At 68.1% G+C, this 17,091-nt stretch carries 12 protein-coding genes; 5 read left to right on the plus strand and 7 right to left on the minus strand.

The features are described from left to right. Positions 1–72: 72 nt before the first annotated feature. Positions 73–546, plus strand: a complete 474-nt coding sequence (locus AC1DYS_RS08240; RefSeq protein WP_477897906.1) for an MgtC/SapB family protein — start codon at positions 73–75, stop codon at positions 544–546. Positions 547–560: 14 nt separating this feature from the next. Here the strand turns inward: AC1DYS_RS08240 and AC1DYS_RS08245 are convergent, their stop codons facing one another. Further along, the gene (locus tag AC1DYS_RS08245) at positions 561–1,403 is read right to left on the minus strand and encodes a DNA ligase (protein ID WP_477897908.1); all 843 of its coding nucleotides are present in this window, start codon (positions 1,401–1,403) and stop codon (positions 561–563) included. A gap of 152 nt (positions 1,404–1,555) precedes the next feature. Here AC1DYS_RS08245 and polA point away from each other — a divergent pair, with 152 nt between their 5' ends. Further along, on the plus strand, positions 1,556–4,318 hold the full coding sequence (gene polA, locus AC1DYS_RS08250) for a DNA polymerase I (protein WP_477899589.1): 2,763 nt from the start codon (positions 1,556–1,558) through the stop codon (positions 4,316–4,318). Positions 4,319–4,346: 28 nt separating this feature from the next. Here polA and AC1DYS_RS08255 read toward each other — a convergent pair whose 3' ends face one another. Beyond that, complete coding sequence (locus tag AC1DYS_RS08255; protein WP_477897910.1) at positions 4,347–5,234, minus strand: alpha/beta hydrolase; 888 nt, start codon at positions 5,232–5,234, stop codon at positions 4,347–4,349. A gap of 82 nt (positions 5,235–5,316) precedes the next feature. Then, entirely contained in the window at positions 5,317–6,717 is a 1,401-nt protein-coding gene (argH, locus tag AC1DYS_RS08260; RefSeq protein WP_477897912.1) for an argininosuccinate lyase, read from the minus strand. A gap of 166 nt (positions 6,718–6,883) precedes the next feature. On the opposite strand from argH, the gene AC1DYS_RS08265 reads away from it, so the two are divergent. Genes AC1DYS_RS08265 through AC1DYS_RS08275 form a run of 3 tightly spaced genes read left to right on the plus strand, consistent with a single transcriptional unit; the run spans position 6,884 to position 10,114 of the window. Continuing rightward, positions 6,884–8,017 carry a sensor histidine kinase gene (locus AC1DYS_RS08265; RefSeq protein WP_477897914.1) on the plus strand — a complete coding sequence of 378 codons (1,134 nt, stop codon included), beginning with the start codon at positions 6,884–6,886 and terminating at the stop codon, positions 8,015–8,017. A gap of 10 nt (positions 8,018–8,027) precedes the next feature. After that, on the plus strand, positions 8,028–8,804 hold the full coding sequence (locus AC1DYS_RS08270; protein WP_477897916.1) for a LytR/AlgR family response regulator transcription factor: 777 nt from the start codon (positions 8,028–8,030) through the stop codon (positions 8,802–8,804). A gap of 2 nt (positions 8,805–8,806) precedes the next feature. After that, positions 8,807–10,114 carry a hypothetical protein gene (locus AC1DYS_RS08275; protein WP_477897918.1) on the plus strand — a complete coding sequence of 436 codons (1,308 nt, stop codon included), beginning with the start codon at positions 8,807–8,809 and terminating at the stop codon, positions 10,112–10,114. Here the strand turns inward: AC1DYS_RS08275 and AC1DYS_RS08280 are convergent, their stop codons facing one another. From AC1DYS_RS08280 to AC1DYS_RS08295, 4 genes are all read right to left on the minus strand, one after another. Then, on the minus strand, positions 10,115–11,482 hold the full coding sequence (locus tag AC1DYS_RS08280; RefSeq protein WP_477897920.1) for a DUF3999 family protein: 1,368 nt from the start codon (positions 11,480–11,482) through the stop codon (positions 10,115–10,117). It lies immediately after the preceding gene. A 7-nt stretch (positions 11,483–11,489) separates the two neighbouring features. Then, positions 11,490–15,224: a DUF2339 domain-containing protein gene (locus AC1DYS_RS08285; RefSeq protein WP_477897922.1), complete on the minus strand. Its 3,735-nt coding sequence runs from the start codon at positions 15,222–15,224 to the stop codon at positions 11,490–11,492. Between the two features lie 160 nt (positions 15,225–15,384). Beyond that, complete coding sequence (locus AC1DYS_RS08290; protein ID WP_477897924.1) at positions 15,385–16,236, minus strand: dioxygenase family protein; 852 nt, start codon at positions 16,234–16,236, stop codon at positions 15,385–15,387. Positions 16,237–16,320: 84 nt separating this feature from the next. Further along, the gene (locus AC1DYS_RS08295) at positions 16,321–16,974 is read right to left on the minus strand and encodes a Pr6Pr family membrane protein (protein WP_477897926.1); all 654 of its coding nucleotides are present in this window, start codon (positions 16,972–16,974) and stop codon (positions 16,321–16,323) included. Between the last annotated feature and the right edge of the window lie 117 nt (positions 16,975–17,091).

The raw sequence follows: 17,091 nt of genomic DNA on the forward strand, positions 1-17,091 counted from the left end.
CCGCTGAGCGAGGCGAACACGCTCTAGCATTGCCCGGCCGGCGCCGTGTACCGCCGGGAAGGGGCTGTGCCGATGTGGGAGCGCATTGTGAACACCGTGGTGGCCGAGTTCTCGGACGTGGCCGATGCCGAGCAGATCACGCGCCTCTTCGTGCGCCTGTTGCTGGCCGCGCTGCTGGGCGGTGTGCTGGGCTATGAGCGTGAGCACCGCGGCAAGGCGGCCGGCGTGCGCACGCACATGCTGGTGTCGATGGGGTCGGCCTTGTTCGTCCTGGTGCCGCAGCTGGGCGGCATGCAGTTGGCCGACATGAGCCGGGTGATTCAGGGCATCGTCGCCGGCATCGGCTTCCTCGGCGCCGGCGCCATCATCAAGAACCACTCGGAAGAAAACGTCCAGGGCCTCACCACGGCGGCCGGTGTGTGGATGACGTCGGCCATCGGCATCGCCTGCGGGCTGGGCCGCGAGTCGACGGCAGTGATCGGCGCGTTGCTGGCGCTGATCGTGCTGGCGCTGGTACCCAAGCTGGTGGACCGTCCCAAGGACTGAGCTCCGTTTCGGGCTCAGTCGGACCGCACCCGCAGGAAGCTCGCGAACCGCGGCGCGCCGTTGGGGTGCAGCCCGGTGTAGCGGTAGGTGACCTGGCTGCCGACGGGCGGGGCTGACGCGCGCTCCGCATCGCGCAACCCGCTGCCGAGCCGGAACTTCACGCCGTCGGACGTCTCCACGAGCAACGCGCCGACCTGGCCTTCGTACTTGCCTTTGCCCGGCACGTGGCCGATGACCGTCGCTTCGGCGTCGAGCTGCTCCTTGAGCTTGAGCAGATCGTCGCTGCGCTCGCCGCGGTAAGCCGACGCGCCGCGGTGCAGCACCAGCCCTTCGCCGCCAGCGCGCACGGTGTCGCGCAGCAGGGTTTGCAGCGCGAGGTCGTCGGCCAGCTTGCGTTGCGCCACGGCCTGCAGCCAGGGTAGGGCGTGTTGCGACAGTTCTCGCGCCAACGCGGGCAGGCGCTCGTCGAAGCTGCCGGGGTGCGCTGGCAGGTCGAACACCATGTAGCGCATCTGCCGCCATGCAGCGTCGTCGGGCACGTCTTTGGCGACAGTGGATGATGCAGTGGTGAAGCGGTCTCGCCCGGCCCACAGCTCGCCGTCGAGCGGCTGCGAGGGCCAGCCGGCGGTGAACCACGCCGGCGCGTGGATGCGGTGGCCGTGGCGCGTCCACAGCTGCTGGCCGTCCCAGTAGCCGCGCACGCCGTCGTACTTTTCGCTGACCCAGTAGTCGGCGAGCGAGATGTCGGGGCGGTACACGTTGGCCAGCATCAGCGAGCGGGCGCCGGCGTGGCTGGTGGCGGGAACGAAGGGCAGCAGGCCCAGTGTGATGAGCAGTGAGCGGCGGTGCAGCGTCATGGTGGTTGGTGAAAATGTCGAAGGTTGCAGGCTACGGTTCGCCGCCCTGCGGGGCTAGCCCGCTCAGGAGGGAGGCGCGGCCAATGGGCCTCGCCCACATGGGTGATGCGGCCGTGCCGGCGCTCTTCCCCGACAATCCCGCCATGAACGACATGACCTCCCAAATCGACGGCCCGCTGCTGCTGGTCGACGGCTCCAGCTACCTCTACCGCGCCTACCACGCGCTGCCCGATCTGCGCGGGCCCGAGGGCGTGCCCACTGGCGCGCTGCACGGCATGGTGGCGATGATGAAGAAGGCCATCCAGGACGTGAAACCATCGCACGCGGTGTGCGTGTTCGACGCCAAGGGCAAGACCTTCCGCGACGACTGGTACCCCGAATACAAGGCCCAGCGCTCGGCGATGCCCGAGCCGCTGGTGCAGCAGATCGAACCCATCCACGAGGTGGTGAAGTTGCTCGGGTGGCCGGTGCTGACCGTGCCGGGGGTCGAAGCAGACGATGTGATCGGCACGCTGTCCGAGCTGGCTGCCAAGGCCGGTCAAAAGGTTGTTATCTCCACCGGCGACAAGGACCTGGCACAGCTCGTCAACGAACACGTGACGCTCATCAACACCATGAGCAACGAGAAGCTCGACGTGAAGGGCGTGATGGATAAATTCGGTGTGCCGCCGGACCGCATCGTCGACTACCTCACGCTGATGGGCGACGCGGTCGACAACGTGCCTGGCGTCGAGAAGGTTGGCCCCAAGACGGCTGCGAAATGGATCGCCGAGTACGGCTCGCTGCAGGGCGTGATCGACAACGCCGACAAGGTGAAGGGTGTCGCCGGCGAGAACCTGCGCAAGGCGCTCGACTGGCTGCCCACCGGCCGCAAGCTGGTGACGGTGAAAACCGACTGCGAGCTGGCCGAGCACGTGGCCGGCTGGCCGTCGTTCGATTCGCTGACCCTGCGGCCGGTGGACAAGGAATCGCTGCTCGGCTTCTACAGCCGCTTCGGTTTCAAGAGCATGAAGCGGGAGCTGGAAGAGTCGATGGGCGCGCCGGCTGCGGCCGCATCGCCGGCGGTGGAGCTCGACAACCCTACGCCCATGCTCGCGAAGACCGCCATCAACCGCAGCTACACCACGGTGCTCACACCCGAAGACCTGGAGCTGTGGGCCGACAAGGCCGAGTCGGCCCCGCTGACCGCGCTCGACACCGAGACTGATTCACTCGACGGCATGCTGGCGCAGATCATCGGCATCTCGCTCAGCGTGAGCGCTGGCGAGGCGGCCTACATCCCGCTGCGCCACAGCTATGCCGGCGCGCCCGACCAGCTGCCGGTGGAGATGGTGCTGGCTCGGCTGAAGCCCTGGCTCGAGAACCCCGACGCGCCCAAGCTCGGCCAGAACATCAAGTACGACAGCCACGTGCTGGCCAATGCCGGCATCACGGTGCGCGGCTATGTGCACGACACGCTGCTGCAGAGTTATGTGCTCGAAGCCCACAAGCCGCACAGCTTGGACAGCCTGGCGCAACGCCACCTCGGCCGCGCCGGCCTGAGCTACGAAGACGTGTGTGGCAAGGGCGCACAGCAGATCCCGTTCGAGCAGGTCGACATCGAGAAGGCGGCCGAATATTCGTGCGAAGACAGCGAGATGACGCTGCACGTGCACGAGACGCTGTGGCCGCAGCTCGAAGCCGAGAAGGGACTGCGCTACGTGTACGAGCGCATCGAGCTGCCGGTGACCACCATCCTCGAGCGCATCGAGCGCAATGGCGTGCTGATCGACTCCGCGCTGCTGGCCTCGCAAAGCCACCAGCTCGGCGAACGCATGATGCAGCTCGAGAAAGAGGCGCACGAACTGGCCGGTCAGCCCTTCAACATGGGTTCGCCCAAGCAGATCGGCGAGATCCTCTTCACCAAGCTCGGCCTGCCCATCATCAAGAAGACCGCGAGCGGGGCACCGAGCACCGACGAAGAGGTGCTCGACAAGCTGGCCGAGGATTACCCGCTGCCGGCCAAGCTGCTGGAACACCGCAGCCTGTCGAAGCTGAAAGGCACCTACACCGACAAGCTGCCCTTGATGATCAACCCCGCCACCGGCCGCGTGCACACCAACTACGCGCAGGCGGTGGCCGTGACCGGGCGGCTCTCGAGCAACGAGCCGAACCTGCAGAACATCCCCATCCGCACCGCCGAAGGCCGCCGCGTGCGAGAGGCCTTCATCGCGCCGCCGGGCAGCGTGATCGTGAGCGCCGATTACTCGCAGATCGAGCTGCGCATCATGGCCGACATCAGCGGCGACGCGAACCTGCTGAAGGCCTTCGCCGAAGGCATGGACGTGCACCGCGCCACTGCGAGCGAGGTGTTCGGCATCGAGCCCGCGGCGGTCACGAGCGAGCAGCGCCGCTATGCCAAGACGATCAATTTCGGGCTGATCTATGGCATGGGCGCGTTCGGCCTCGCGTCGAGCCTCGGCATCGAGCGCAATGCGGCCACGCAATACATCGAGCGCTACTTCGCCCGCTACCCGAGCGTCAAGAAGTACATGGACGACACCAAGGCCTCGGCCAAGGAGAAGGGTTACGTCGAGACGCTGTTCGGCCGCCGTATCTACCTGCCCGAGATCAACGGCGGCAATGGCCCGCGCAAGGCCGGTGCCGAGCGCCAGGCCATCAACGCGCCGATGCAGGGCACTGCAGCCGACCTGATCAAGCTCGCGATGATCGCCGTGCAGGCTGCCCTCGATGCACAGCAGCGCAAGACGCTGATGGTGATGCAGGTGCACGACGAACTGGTGTTCGAAGTGCCCGAGGCGGAGCTCGAATGGGCGCGCACCGAGATCCCGCGCCTGATGGCCAGCGTGGCCGATCTCAAAGTGCCGTTGCTTGCCGAAGTGGGCGTCGGCCCCAATTGGGACCAGGCACACTGAGTGATGACCCCTGTCGCCGCCGGCTTCCTTATTTCGAAGGCGCTTGCTTGGTGACGAAAGCCGCTACGTCGTCCAGCACTGGCGCCAGCCAGCGCAGCGGCCAGGCGAACGAACCGGCCAGCGTCACGTGGTTCACGTTGTCGTAGAGCTTCAGCGTCACGGGCACGCCATCGGCCTGTAGGGCAGCGGCGAGGCTTTCGGTGTTGCGCTGTGGGTTGACGAGCTTGTCCGTTCGCGCAGCGCCGAGGAATGCCGGCGGAGCGCCGGTGTGCGCATGGGTCAGCGGCTGGGTACCAGAGGGGTAGTTGGGGTGGAAGAACACGGGCTTCGCATCCGGGTTCTCGATCGGCAGAAAGTCATACGGGCCAGCCAGGCCGACCCAGCCGGCGAGCTGCTGCGGCGATTGCCCGGCGTGCTTCAGCCAGCGCTCGTCCAGCGCCAGCATGGCCGCGTTGTAGCCGCCGGCGCTGTGACCCATCACGAACACGCGCTTCGGGTTGCCGCCGAGCCGGGCTGCTTCGCGCAGGCCATAGGCCAAGGCTTGCGCGCTGTCGTCGAGAAAGTCGGGATAGCGCACTTCCGGGTAGAGGCGGTAGTCGGCGATCAGCGTCAGCACGCCACGTGATGCCAGCGCCTCACCCATGAACTTGTAGTCGCCTCGCTCACCGCTGTTCCACGACCCGCCGTAGAAGAACACCACCACTGGCCAGCCGCCCGTCGGCGCGGCTTGCTCGGGTTGGTAGACGTCGAGCTTCTGGCGGGGCAGCGAACCGTAGGCGACGCCTTTGCTCACCTGGCCCGAAGGTGTGAGCGCGTTGAGGGCGGTGATCGGCGCGCAGGCCGTCAAGGCGGCGCCTGCCAGGAGCAGGGCGGCGACCTTTGCGATGGAATGGGAGCGTGGGGTCATGGAATGCATGCTCGGTGTACGCACATGATGGCGCGACGGATGCAATCCCATTCTGTGGGCCTGCGAAATCCGCGCAGGCCCGACCGACGACTCAGGCGCTCAGGCGCGCGCGGTGCCGCGTGATCTGCTGTCGCACCTGCACCGGTGCCGTGCCGCCCAGCACGTTGCGTGCGTTGAGCGACCCCTGCAGGCTGAGCACCCCGAACACGTCATCGGTGATGGCGGCGTTGAAGCCCTGCAGCGTGGCCAGCGGCAACTCGCTCAGGTCCTTGCCCAACGCGATGGCGGTCTTCACCGCATGGGCGACGGTCTCGTGCGCGTCGCGGAAGGGCAGGCCCTTCTTCACCAGGTAGTCGGCCAGGTCGGTTGCGGTGGCGTAGCCGCGCAAGGCGGCGCGCTCCATCGCTTCTTTCTTCACCGTGATGCCGCCGACCATCTCGGCCATGATGCGCAGCGTGTCGCGCACGGTGTCGACGGTGTCGAACAGCGGTTCCTTGTCTTCCTGGTTGTCCTTGTTGTAGGTGAGGGGCTGGCCCTTCATCAGCGTGAGCAGGCCCATCAGGTGGCCGACCACGCGGCCGCTCTTGCCGCGGGCGAGCTCGGCCACGTCGGGGTTGCGCTTCTGCGGCATGATCGACGAGCCGGTGCAGTAGCGGTCGGCCAGGTCGATGAAGCCGAAGTTCTGGCTCATCCACAGCACGATCTCCTCAGACAGGCGCGACACGTGCACCATCGTGATCGACGCGAAGCTCGCGAATTCGAGCGCGAAGTCGCGGTCGCTCACGGCGTCGAGGCTGTTCTGGCAGACGCCGTCGAAGCCCAATGCCCTGGCCACGCGTTCGCGGTCCAGCGGGTAGCTGGTGCCGGCCAGTGCGGCGGCGCCCAGCGGCAGTTGGTTCACACGCTTGCGCACGTCTTGCAGGCGCTCGGCGTCGCGGGCGAACATTTCCACATAGGCCAGCAGGTGGTGTGCAAAGCTCACCGGCTGCGCCACCTGCATGTGCGTGAAGCCGGGCAGGATGGTGTCGACGTTCTTCTCGGCCACCTCGACCAGCGCCAGCTGCATCTGCGCGAGCAGCGGCGTGAGGGTATCGATCTCGTCGCGCAGCCACAGGCGCACGTCGGTCGCCACCTGGTCGTTGCGCGAGCGGCCGGTGTGCAGCCGCTTGCCGGCGTCGCCCACCAGGGTGGTGAGGCGGGCTTCGATGTTGAGGTGCACGTCTTCCAGATCGAGCTTCCACTCGAAGGCGCCGGATTCGATCTCTTGCGTGATCTGCGCCATGCCGCGCTGGATGTCGGCCAGGTCTTTCGCCGCGATCACGCCTTGCGCGGCCAGCATCTCGGCATGGGCCAGCGAGCCTGCGATGTCGGCCTTCCACATGCGCTTGTCGAAAAACACGCTCGAGGTGTAGCGCTTGACCAGATCGCTCATCGGCTCGGAGAAGAGCGCAGACCAGGCTTGGGATTTCTTGTCGAGTTGGTTGTCGGACATGGGGTGCTGACTGAAAGAAGGCGGGTGTAACGCTTCAGGGTGTAACGCGTGGTTGTAACGCTTGGTAGGCCTGATTGCCGAGCCGCGCGACTTGGCGACAATGCGATGCACGACGCAGTGCCTGCGCGTTTTTGAAGACCGCTCGATTCTATTCGGGCACCCCTGTATGGCATTACCCGAACCGAAAGTCGCTTCCGCCAAGAGCAGCCGCACGGCGCTGCTGGAGCCTGAACACACGCGACCGGGTGAGCTACCGCACAGCAGCAGCATCTTCGGTCCCACCGGCTTCGGCCCGCCCGATGCGGCGACAAGCGTTCTCGGTGCCGGCTCGGCCTTTGACGTGTGCCATGTGGGCGTCGTGCTGCGTGCCTTGTTGTTCGTTCACGTCACGCTGGCGGTGGGCGTCTCGTTCGCCGCGGCCGATTTCAGGAGCTGGCTGACGCTGGTGGCGGTGGCCGCGAGCATGGCCTTGCCGGCGGTGCTGATGTGGCTGGTGGTCGCCTGCCTGCTCAAGCGCCGGCTGGCCGGCCTGCCGCCCACCATGCAGTGGGCCGCGGCCATCGCCCTCGGCGCGGCAAGCGGCGGGTTCGGCTGGGGGCTGCAAGCGGCCGGCGGCCTGGGCCTGCTCGGTGGCGGCACGCCGTGGGTTGCGCCGCTGCTGGCTGGTGCCACGCTGGCCACGGCGCTCTTCTATTGGCTCACGCTGCGTGCGCGGGCCCGCCTGCCGGCCGACACCACGGCGCGGCTGGCAGAGCTGCAGTCGCGCATCCGTCCGCACTTTCTGTTCAACACGCTCAACACCGCCATCACGCTCGCACGGCTCGACCCGGCGCGCACCGAAAACCTCCTCGAAGATCTGGCCGAGCTGTTTCGCGTGGCGCTCACCGACAGTGGCGAGTCGGTCAGCCTGTCGGACGAAGTGGCGCTGGCCAAGCGCTACCTCGCGATCGAGCAGGTGCGCTTTGGCGACCGCCTGCAGGTGAGCTGGGACCTCGACGACGACGCCGGCGCCGCACGCGTGCCGCCGTTGCTGCTGCAGCCGCTGGTGGAGAACGCGGTGCGCCATGGCGTGGAGCCGTCGGCCGAAGGTGGCGTGATCCGCATCCGCACGCGGGTAAAGCGGGCGCATGCGGTGGTCAGCATCGTCAACACGATGCCCAAGCAGCCCTCGCGACCGGGCAACGGCATCGCGCTGCGCAACGTGCGCGAGCGCCTGCGCCTGATGCACGACGTGGCTGCCCAGTTTGAAACCCGCCTCGAACGTGATGTGTTCCGGGTGCAGATCGTGGTGCCGCTGTGAGGTCTGAACCATGAACGACGAACTGCGCGTACTGGTCGTCGACGATGAAGAGCTGGCCCGTCTGCGCCTGCGCAGCCTGGTGGCCGACTGCGCCGCGCCCAAAGCCCGCGTGGTCGGAGAAGCCGGCAACACCGGGCAGGCCCTGGCCTGGATCGCCGGCAACGAATGCGACCTGGTGCTGCTCGACATCCACATGCCGGGGCCCGACGGCATGCAGCTGGCCGCACGCCTGCGCCAGCTCCCCAAGCCGCCGGCCGTTGTGTTCGTCACCGCGCATGCCGAGCACGCGCTGCAGGCCTTCGATCTCGAAGCCGTCGACTACCTCACCAAGCCCGTGCGCCGCGAGCGCCTGCAAGCTGCGCTGCAGCGCGTGGCGCAACGCCTGAGCACGCGTGCCGCCGAGCCGGTGGCTGCGGCCGAGGCGCAGCCGGTGATCCTGATCAACGAGCTGGGCCGCAAGATTCGCGTGCCGGTGTCCGAGGTGCTGTACCTCAAGGCCGAGCTGAAGTACGTGACGCTGCGCACGGCCACCCATACGCATGTGCTCGACGATGCGCTCACCGACCTGGAGCAACGCCTGGGCGAGCGCTTCTTGCGCATCCACCGCAACGCACTGGTCGCGCGCAAGGCGCTGCTCGCACTGGAGCGCCGCGTGTTGCCCGGCGAAGGTGACGACGAAGCCGCCGAAGGCTGGGTGGTGCGCGTGGCGCCGGTCGATGAATGGCTGCTGGTGTCGCGCCGCCAGGTGGCGGCAGTGAAAGAGGCGATTGCGGAGGGTGGTGTTTGAGCGTGTTGGATGAACTGAACGAACCCAGCGAACCGAGCAACCGTGTCCGCTGGTTGGGCGCGGTGTTGATTCTGGTGGCGCTGGCAGCGCTGATCTGGCAGGCGATGCTCGCCGGCCAGGGCGACGAACTGCCGCTACCTGAACCGGTGAGCGTCGATTCGGCGCCGAGTCGGCTGTCACTGGGCGAGATGCTGGCTTCAGCCGACACGTCGAAGTTGTCGGCGCAGGCGGCGTCGGCCGCTGCTGCCGCGGCGCTCGCAGCCAGCGCGACCATCCCGCCGAACGAGGCCGAGATCTGCGGCGTGGGCCGCGTCAAGGCCGACGACAGCGGCGCGCCGCTCAAGCTCGACGTGATCCAGCAGGCCGCACAACAGGCCCGCGAACGGCTGCTGCCGGTGCTGGCCAACGATGCCGACGAAACCACGCGTGCCCTCGGCCTCTTGCTGCAGAGCACCGGCAGCCCGAGTGCGGGCACTGCCGCCGTTCCGGCCCATGCGTCGACCCGCGATTCGCTGGCGCGCATGGCCGTGGCTACGCGGTCGCCGCAGACCTATGCGCTCGCAATGCGCGCCTGCCAGGGCCAGCGCGGCGAGGGGGCGTGCCAGATGCTGTCGGCCGACCAATGGGTTCAGCTGGACTCGGGCAACGCGATGCTGTGGCTGCAGGTCGCGACCGATGCGCAGGTGCGTGGCGATGCGGCCGCCGTGGCAGAGGCCCTTTACCGCGCGTCGCAAGCGACGTCGGCCGACTGGTACGCCGGCTCGGTCGCCAGCATGGCGTTGGCCAAGTTACCGGCCGACATGCGCCTGCCGGAACGGGGCGCCTTGGCGGCCGAACTGCTGGCCATCCAGGCGGGGGGCAGCACACCGCATCTGGTAGCGAGCCAGTACTGCTCGGTGACCGCAGTGCGCGACAGCAACCGCCAGCAGGTCTGCTCCGTGCTGGCCGAGGTGCTGGCCCGCAAGGGAAGCACGCTGACCGACGCGAGCCTGTCGGCGACGATCGGCCAGCGCGTCGGCTGGGCGGCAGAGCGGGTAGCGGCCGCGCGCGATGAGGTGAGCGCGATGTACCAGCTGCAAAAACAGTCGGTGCCCGCACCGAACAGCGCCTGGAGTTGCGCCTCGCTGATCCAGATGGTCAACCAGATCGCCCAGGTCGGGCAGGCCGGTGAGCTCAACACCATGCGCAATGCCTTGAAGCGCTCAGCCGACGACGCGGCCACGCTCGCCAAGCGCTACCGCGAGGCCGAAGCCCGGCGCGCTATGCAGGCAGCGAGCCCGGCGTCGGGCGCTTCTTCAGCGCCGCCCTGATCAGGCTTTGGCGGTGGGTCGCAGCAGCGACCACGCCATGAAGCCCATGAGGCCGAGGGCGGCCAGCAGCACGCCCCACAACCAGAACTTGCGCGAAGGCTCCGGCGTGGCCGCCGCCGCACTCGCCACTGAGGACGCAGGCGACGCCGCTGCGGCCACAGGGGCAGGAGGTGCCAGCGTCACGGTGGCGGTCTCCGTCGGCAGCGGGTCGCCGGGTTTGCGCGTCGGCATCAGTTGCCCGAGCGCCAGCGCGCTGCCCTTGCTTTCGCCGCCCCAGGCAAGGCGATAAGGCGCCGGTTCGCGCGCCAGGAAGACCAGCGACACCGCACGAGCGCCGACACGCAGGCCCGGCGGCTTGGACCCCAGCTGCACCATGCCGCCCGTGGGCTGCACACGGAGCTTGGCGACCAGCCCGCCGTTCAGGTTCAGCGGCGGCGAGCGCACTTCACCTTCTGCGAGCTTGAGCCAGTACGCGGTGGTGCGTTGCAGTGGGTACCAGGCGGTGGATTCGGCAGGTGCAGGCGCCGTCTTGTGCCGCAGGCCTTTGATGTGGTCACGCACGCGATGGTGATGGCGCCAGGGCGTCGGGCCGGTCACGTTGTTTTCGCCTGGGTCGTATTGCACGAGCAGGTCCACCGGCGCCAGCGTGTTGGCGTCGGCAAGCTGCCATTCCAGGCGCTCGAGCGGCAGGTGGCGCGGCAGCGCGTAGTCGCAATACTTCGGCGTGCATTGCGTCGGTGCGAGCGTGTCGCTCCATTGCAGCGGCGATTCGGGCGTGTAGCGGGTGACGCTGCTGACGCTGGCGCCCGTCAACGGCGGTGGCCTGCTGCCGGGCAGCGGGCGCAGGCGCAGGTAACGCGCGCGCAGGCCACCGAGGTCGAACTCGGTGTGGTCCAGCCGCAGGCCCTGGTGCTGCAACGACAGCAATTGCGCCTCGCCGAGATAGGTGTGCCAGCGCTGGGTGTCGTCGCCATACTCGAGCACGAAGCCGTAAATGCCGTGCTCGCTCGGCGGCACGCTCAGCTGCAGTTCGAGCAGGGCACCCTTCACCTTGCGCAGATCGAGAATCCAGCCGCCTTGCTGGGCCGCGTCGACGGCCGAGGCAGCGGCCGGCGCCTTGAAGAAGGGCACGGCCTGCTGCTGTTTCTCTTGCGTCGGCGGCTCTTCGTCGACCCAGGCATGCGGCACCGGCTCGCCGCGCGCATTGAGCACCTGCAGGTCGCTCAGGTCGGCCGAGCGCGTCTGCATCTGCACGGCCAGCTGCACACGCAGGCCGTAATACGCAGCCGTGCCCTGCAGCACCAGCGGCGCTTCGCCGGCGATGGCCGATGCCGCCCAGGCGGCGAGCAGCAGCGGCGCTTTTTTCATCAGGCGATCAAGCCACATTGCTTGCTTCCTCGACAGTTGCTTCCTTGCGATTGGGCGGCACGGGTGCGAAGTAGCCCACCATCAACAGCAGCAGACCCACCACGATGAACGAGACGATGCGGTACAGCCCGCCGCGGTCGGCCAGCTCCACGAAGAAGAGCTTCAGCACCACCACGCCCAGCAGCGCGGCGCCCACGATCCACACCGCACGCTGCACGCGCTTGTGGCCGAGCATCATCAACGCGACGCCGACGATGGACCAGGCCACCGAGAGCGCGGCCTGCGTCAGCGTCGAGGCAAACAGCGCATCTTCGTTCCACGACACGCCAGCCCAGTGGTGGCAGGTGCGCAGCACCATGCCGGTGTAGAGCGCAAACGCCGTGGCACCCAGGCCGGCCAGCAGCAGCGGCCTCGGCACCTGGTTGGAGGTGGACGCCGGCAACGCGCCGCGCCACAAGAACAGCGCCAGCAGCACGAAGCCGTGCCCGATCTCCAGCGGGTTGAGCAGCGGCACGTAGGGCAGCGGTGCCGCGGCGCCCGATTGCGTGTTGCTGACCCACAGCCACAACAAGAGATACGCCGCCACCGGTGCACAGGCGACCAGCAGGTACGCCGTGCGGAACTCATTCAGTGGCCAGCGTGGCAGCCAGCGCGGCCGCGTGATCACCGCCAGCACCAGCGCAGGCACCAGCACCCAGCCGAGCACCGGCCAGGCCGAACCCGGCTCGCCCCAGCCAGTGGTCCACCACTGCGCTTCGCGTGCGGCAAGCAGCAGGAACAGCCAGAAGCCGCCGACGTGCAGCGGCACCAGCGCCGCGGCCGACCACCAGCGCTTGAGGGCGCGCAGCAGCACCGCGTGCCACACCAGCGCGAGCGGCCACACCAACCACCCCAGGTGCTCGTGGGGCGCGAAGCCAACGGTGCCGATGCCGATCACGGCTGTGAGCACCCAGGCCGGCGCGGTGACCCACGCTGTCTGGCCGAGTACGCGCCAGTCCCGCCAGCGCGCCACGGCAGTGACGAGCACGGAGGTGACGGTCACCCAGCCGGTGAGCACGGCGGGCCACTGCAGCATCCACTGTTTCGGCTGCGCGTGCAGCAGATGACGGTAGGTATCGGGCAACAGCACCTGCGTCCACCAGGCCAGGCTCCACAACACCACGCCCCATTGCAGCCACGGGGCACGTTGCCAAGCGCGGGCGGTGTCTTTCTTCGCGGCGCGTTGCAGGGCATCGCCCGAAATCAGCGCGGCCAGCGTGAAGCCCAGCGGCGTCCACAGCGTGAGGGCCGCGCTTTCGTCGGCCCAAAGGTCCGGTCCGTAAATGCCGAAGGCGAAGGCCGCGACGACCTGCAAGGCGCCCCACGAGATGGCGAGTGCCGGGTGGCCCAGCCGCAAGCCCAGCCACAGCGCCGCCACGCCCATCCACGGCCAGATGCGCGCGGCTTCGTCGGCCGGCATCACGAACAAGAGGCTCGAGGCGAGCGCGCCCATGCCGGCCAGCAGGCCGACGCTGCTGCCCAGCGACCACGTCGGCACGGTGTGCCGGGCCTCCGCCTCGCGCAATGCTGCCTGCAGCGGCAGCCACGCGCTGATCAGCAGGCTCGCGCCGATCAGCGTGGCGGCCACCAGGCCTTGCCAGCCACTGCTCAGCATGGCCGCGCCATCCACGGTTTGCAACGTGGCGACGAAGCTGCCCAGCGCCACGGCATGCAGCGCGGCGCTCGCCCACTGCAGGGCCGGCAGCTTGATTCGCGTCTGCACCACGGCGCAGGCCAGCGCCAGCAAGGAGGTCGCCACACAGGCCCAGGCGGGCACGAGCACCAGCCAAGCCAGGGTTGCGAGCGCCGCCACGCCGATCCACAGCTGGCCGACGGCGCCGGCAGCCTCCCAGTCGGCGTGCTGGTCGAGCTGTGCGCGGCGGCTCACGGTGAACATCGCCAGCGCGCTTGCCGCCAGCATCAGCATGCTCAGCACCGAGCCCATCAACAGCGGCGTGCCGGGGGTGAAGTCGAGCTCCAGCGCGCTGACCAGCCGCACCGTGGCGCCCGCCAGCACCAGCAGCGCAAAGGCGCGCGCATAGCGCCGTTGTTGACGTGTGCCCAGCCAGAACATGCCGGCCGCTTCGACGGCCCAGGTGGCACCCGTCCATTCGCCTTCGAGCGCGAGCGGAATCGCCAGCGTGCCGAAGATCACGCTGACGATCACGTAGGCCTCGCCGAGGAGCGCATAGCGCTGGTTGCCGCCGCGCATGAGCCCGCCGCCCAGCAGCAGGTAGAACAGCGAGAAGCCGAGCGCTGCCCAGGCCGGGCCGAACTCCCAGCCGCGCACCAGCAGGTACTGCAAGCCGTAGCTCGCGAGCGGCACGCCGAAGGTCAGCGTGCTGTCGACTCGGCCCACCTGCGCCAGCGCTTGTGCAGCCCGCTGCGCAAGCGGGCGCCGCGCATCGGGCTCGTCGCCGAGTGCCAGGGCACGCCGCGCGAACAACACGCCGACCATCGTGAACAGCACGAAGAAGAACAACAGAAAAGCCTGTGTGCTTGGGTAGAGCGCATCTGTGTAGTGCTTGTGCGCCCACGCCCCGGCGAGGGTGAAGGTGCCGACGGCGCCGATCAGGTTGAGCGGCCGCCACGCCCTGAACCACGCCATCAGGAAGATGCCGATGTCGAGGATGGCCAGGTAAGAGAACAGCGCGATGTGGTTGCCGCCGCCGGTGGACACCAGCACCGGTGCGGCAAAGCCTTCGGCTGCCGCCACGTAGGCGAGCCAGGGTGCGTTCTGCACCACCGCGAGCAAGGCGCTCAGCACCGTCACGGCGAACAGGAAGGCGAAGGCCATCTCGGTCGGCAGCAACTGGTTGAGCTTGAGCGCAGCGAGCGTGGTCAGGTAGAAGACGCCGATGCCCGCGCCTTGAAGAATGAGGCCGTAGCCGTCCTTGCGGTTGCGCAGCTTCCAGCCCAGGCCCAGCAGCACGGCGCCCAGCAGCGCCACACCGGCGTAGCGCAGCTCCACCGGCACCGTGACACGTTCGGCCGCATAGCGCAGCAAGAAGGCGAGGCCCAGGAAGAGGATCAGCACGCCCACCTTGACGATGGTGTTGCCACCGAAGACCAGCTTGCGCAGGAACGGCGGCATGCGCTCTTCGAGCGTGGGCTGCGGCGCAGGCGGCGGGCGCGGTGGTGCGGGTGGCTTGGCGGCCGCAGGCGCCGACTTGGCGACGGCCGCGTCGGCAGTGGCCGGCGTGGGCAGCTCGGAGATCGGCATCGGTGCGGTGTCGACCAGCTCGGGTTCGAGGTCGAGTTCGATGCCGCGGAGGTCCACCGGCGCAGGTGCGGCAGGTACCGAGAGCACAGCCGGCGCGGCAGCGGGAATGCTGGCCGCGATGGGGGCTGGTGTGAAGAAGAACGGCGCCGGCTCAGGCGGTGCGGCGACGGGAGCTGCCGTTGTTGCAGCGACTTGAGCGTCGGGCCCCGCTGGCTGCGGAGACGAGAGCCGTTTCACTTCGGCCTTCAGCGAAGCGACTTCCTGCTCCAGCCGCACAACGCGCATTTCCATCGGCACGGCGACCGCAGGCCCGGTTGCCGTCGCTGGCGTGGCAGCAGGAGCGGCCGGCTTGTTGGGCTCGTCCGCTTTCTTCAGCATCGTGGCCAGCGCGATGCCGACCCCCACGCCGAGTACCGCGCCCACCCACTCGCCCATCAGCGCGCCCAGAATCGCGCCGATCAAGCCGAAAATGAATTTCATGCCGCTGTCTCCCCGCTTGTTGTTGCCGGGGATTATGCGGACTCCACTCCGTGCGCCGCCTCACGGCGGTTCCCACCGATGGGTGTCGCTCCTTCGGTGGATGGACGAAGGTCAGGCCAGTGTGCTGGGCTGTGCGTGAGCGACCTCTCGGAAGTCGAAGTTAGGCGAGCGCCTCGGCTGCCATCGCTTCCTTGAGCAAGGTTGCCTGCGGCCCGAAGGCATAGGCGTCCATACCCAGGCAGCCGTAGGTCACGGCGGCGTGCAGCCGTTGCGGCGCATGGTCGCGACCACCGGCGCCCGCTGCCACATACCAGGGCAGCAGGTGTTCGTCGGTCGGGTGCATGTCGGCCGCGTAGGGCGCCTTGCTGCGGTAGGCGAACAGGCTGTCCCAGTCGCGCGCTGTGCTGCGTTCGTTCATCCACTGGCGGAACGACGAACTTTCGACGATCTCTTGCGAATCCACCGCCGGCCTACCGCCCGCAAAGATGCGCCGCAGGTTGTGGGTGATGCTGCCCGAGCCCATCACCAGCACGCCCTGCTGCGACAAGCCGCCCAGCACCTCGCCGAGCGCGAACTGCTGCGCCGGCGGCAGGTTGGGCACCCACGCGAGCGGCAGCACCGGGATGTCGGCCTGCGGGTACATGAAGCGCAGCATGCTCCAGATGCCATGGTCGAGCCCGCCTTGGTCGAGGCTGTGCACCGGCAGGCCGGCCTGGCTCAGCATGCCTTGCACCGTGGTGGCCAGCTCAGGCGCGCCGGGCGCGTTGTATTGCAGCTGGTACAGCGCATCGGGGAATCCGCCGAAGTCGTACACCGCTTTGTGCTGCGCCGAGGCGAGCAGCACCGGCTCGCGCGCCGTGCTGTGGGCCGACACGGCGAGGATCGCGCGTGGGCGGCCGAAGGTGGCGTCGATGGTCGGCCGGAGCGCTTGCAGGAAGGGGCCGGTGGCGCCCGGTTCCAGCGCCAGCATCGGCGAGCCGTGGGACAGGAAAAGGGTAGGCAGGGTGTTCATGCACTCATTGAATCACCCGGGCAGCCGGTCAATGTTCGGCCGATTTGCACGCAGTGTTCTGGAAATCCAGATGCAGCTTGCCGGTCAGTTGAATTGCTGGTTGATGGCGCGCTTGTTTCCCACAACCCTCACCAGCCACGCCACGGCCACAAAGGTCACCGTGATGCCTGCGGCGTAAGCGGCGACACCGCTGTAGCCGCCGACAAGGGCCGGGTTGAGAAAGGGGTAGGGATACCAGCCGATGCTGCTGCCGCGAACCAGCACGTACACCAGATAGAGCGCAGGGAAGATCAGCGCAAGCAGCAGTTGCCGCGCGCCCAGCCTCGCCCGCGGTGGCTGCAGCAGCCAGTCGGCCACCACCACGCAGGGCATCAGCGTGTGGAGCACGAAGTTGATCCAGGGCAGCAGCGAGCCGAGATCCACATCGCGAAGCAGCACGGCGAAGACGACGCCAACCACCACCATGTTGACGACCGAGGCGGCTCGCAGCGCCTCGTTCTGCATGGTGCCTGCCGCGCGAAGGTGATACGCGCCCAGAAGCAGCACGACCGCCGCGAACAGGTTCGACAGGTTCGTGAAGTAGCTGAAGAAGTTGAGCACGTTGTAGCCGTGCGAGAGATGGATGCTCAGCTGCCAGCCGATCGCAACCAGCGTGAGCAGGCCGAACGCCAGCCGCAGTGCGAGCAGCAAGGGCGGCGCCATCGGCGCGCGAGCGGGGGTGATCGTCGATGGCGGCATGCGAGGCGGGGCTGAAGCAGGCGCCAGTTTGACCACCGACCTGCGGGTTCGCAATACCCCGCAAACACGCACAGCTCACTCGACCCCACGCATCGGGTAAGGTCCGCCCGTCGATTG

Source organism: Rhizobacter sp. P2_G4, assembly GCF_056403575.1.

Excerpts from the sequence above, each read along its gene's own strand:
- AC1DYS_RS08240 (WP_477897906.1), top strand. The coding sequence starts at position 73 with ATGTGGGAGCGCATTGTGAACACCGTGGTGGCCGAGTTCTCGGACGTG.
- AC1DYS_RS08245 (WP_477897908.1), bottom strand. The coding sequence starts at position 1,403 with ATGACGCTGCACCGCCGCTCACTGCTCATCACACTGGGCCTGCTGCCC.
- polA (WP_477899589.1), top strand. The coding sequence starts at position 1,556 with ATGACCTCCCAAATCGACGGCCCGCTGCTGCTGGTCGACGGCTCCAGC.
- AC1DYS_RS08255 (WP_477897910.1), bottom strand. The coding sequence starts at position 5,234 with ATGCATTCCATGACCCCACGCTCCCATTCCATCGCAAAGGTCGCCGCC.
- argH (WP_477897912.1), bottom strand. The coding sequence starts at position 6,717 with ATGTCCGACAACCAACTCGACAAGAAATCCCAAGCCTGGTCTGCGCTC.
- AC1DYS_RS08265 (WP_477897914.1), top strand. The coding sequence starts at position 6,884 with ATGGCATTACCCGAACCGAAAGTCGCTTCCGCCAAGAGCAGCCGCACG.
- AC1DYS_RS08270 (WP_477897916.1), top strand. The coding sequence starts at position 8,028 with ATGAACGACGAACTGCGCGTACTGGTCGTCGACGATGAAGAGCTGGCC.
- AC1DYS_RS08280 (WP_477897920.1), bottom strand. The coding sequence starts at position 11,482 with ATGAAAAAAGCGCCGCTGCTGCTCGCCGCCTGGGCGGCATCGGCCATC.
- AC1DYS_RS08285 (WP_477897922.1), bottom strand. The coding sequence starts at position 15,224 with ATGAAATTCATTTTCGGCTTGATCGGCGCGATTCTGGGCGCGCTGATG.
- AC1DYS_RS08290 (WP_477897924.1), bottom strand. The coding sequence starts at position 16,236 with ATGAACACCCTGCCTACCCTTTTCCTGTCCCACGGCTCGCCGATGCTG.
- AC1DYS_RS08295 (WP_477897926.1), bottom strand. The coding sequence starts at position 16,974 with ATGCCGCCATCGACGATCACCCCCGCTCGCGCGCCGATGGCGCCGCCC.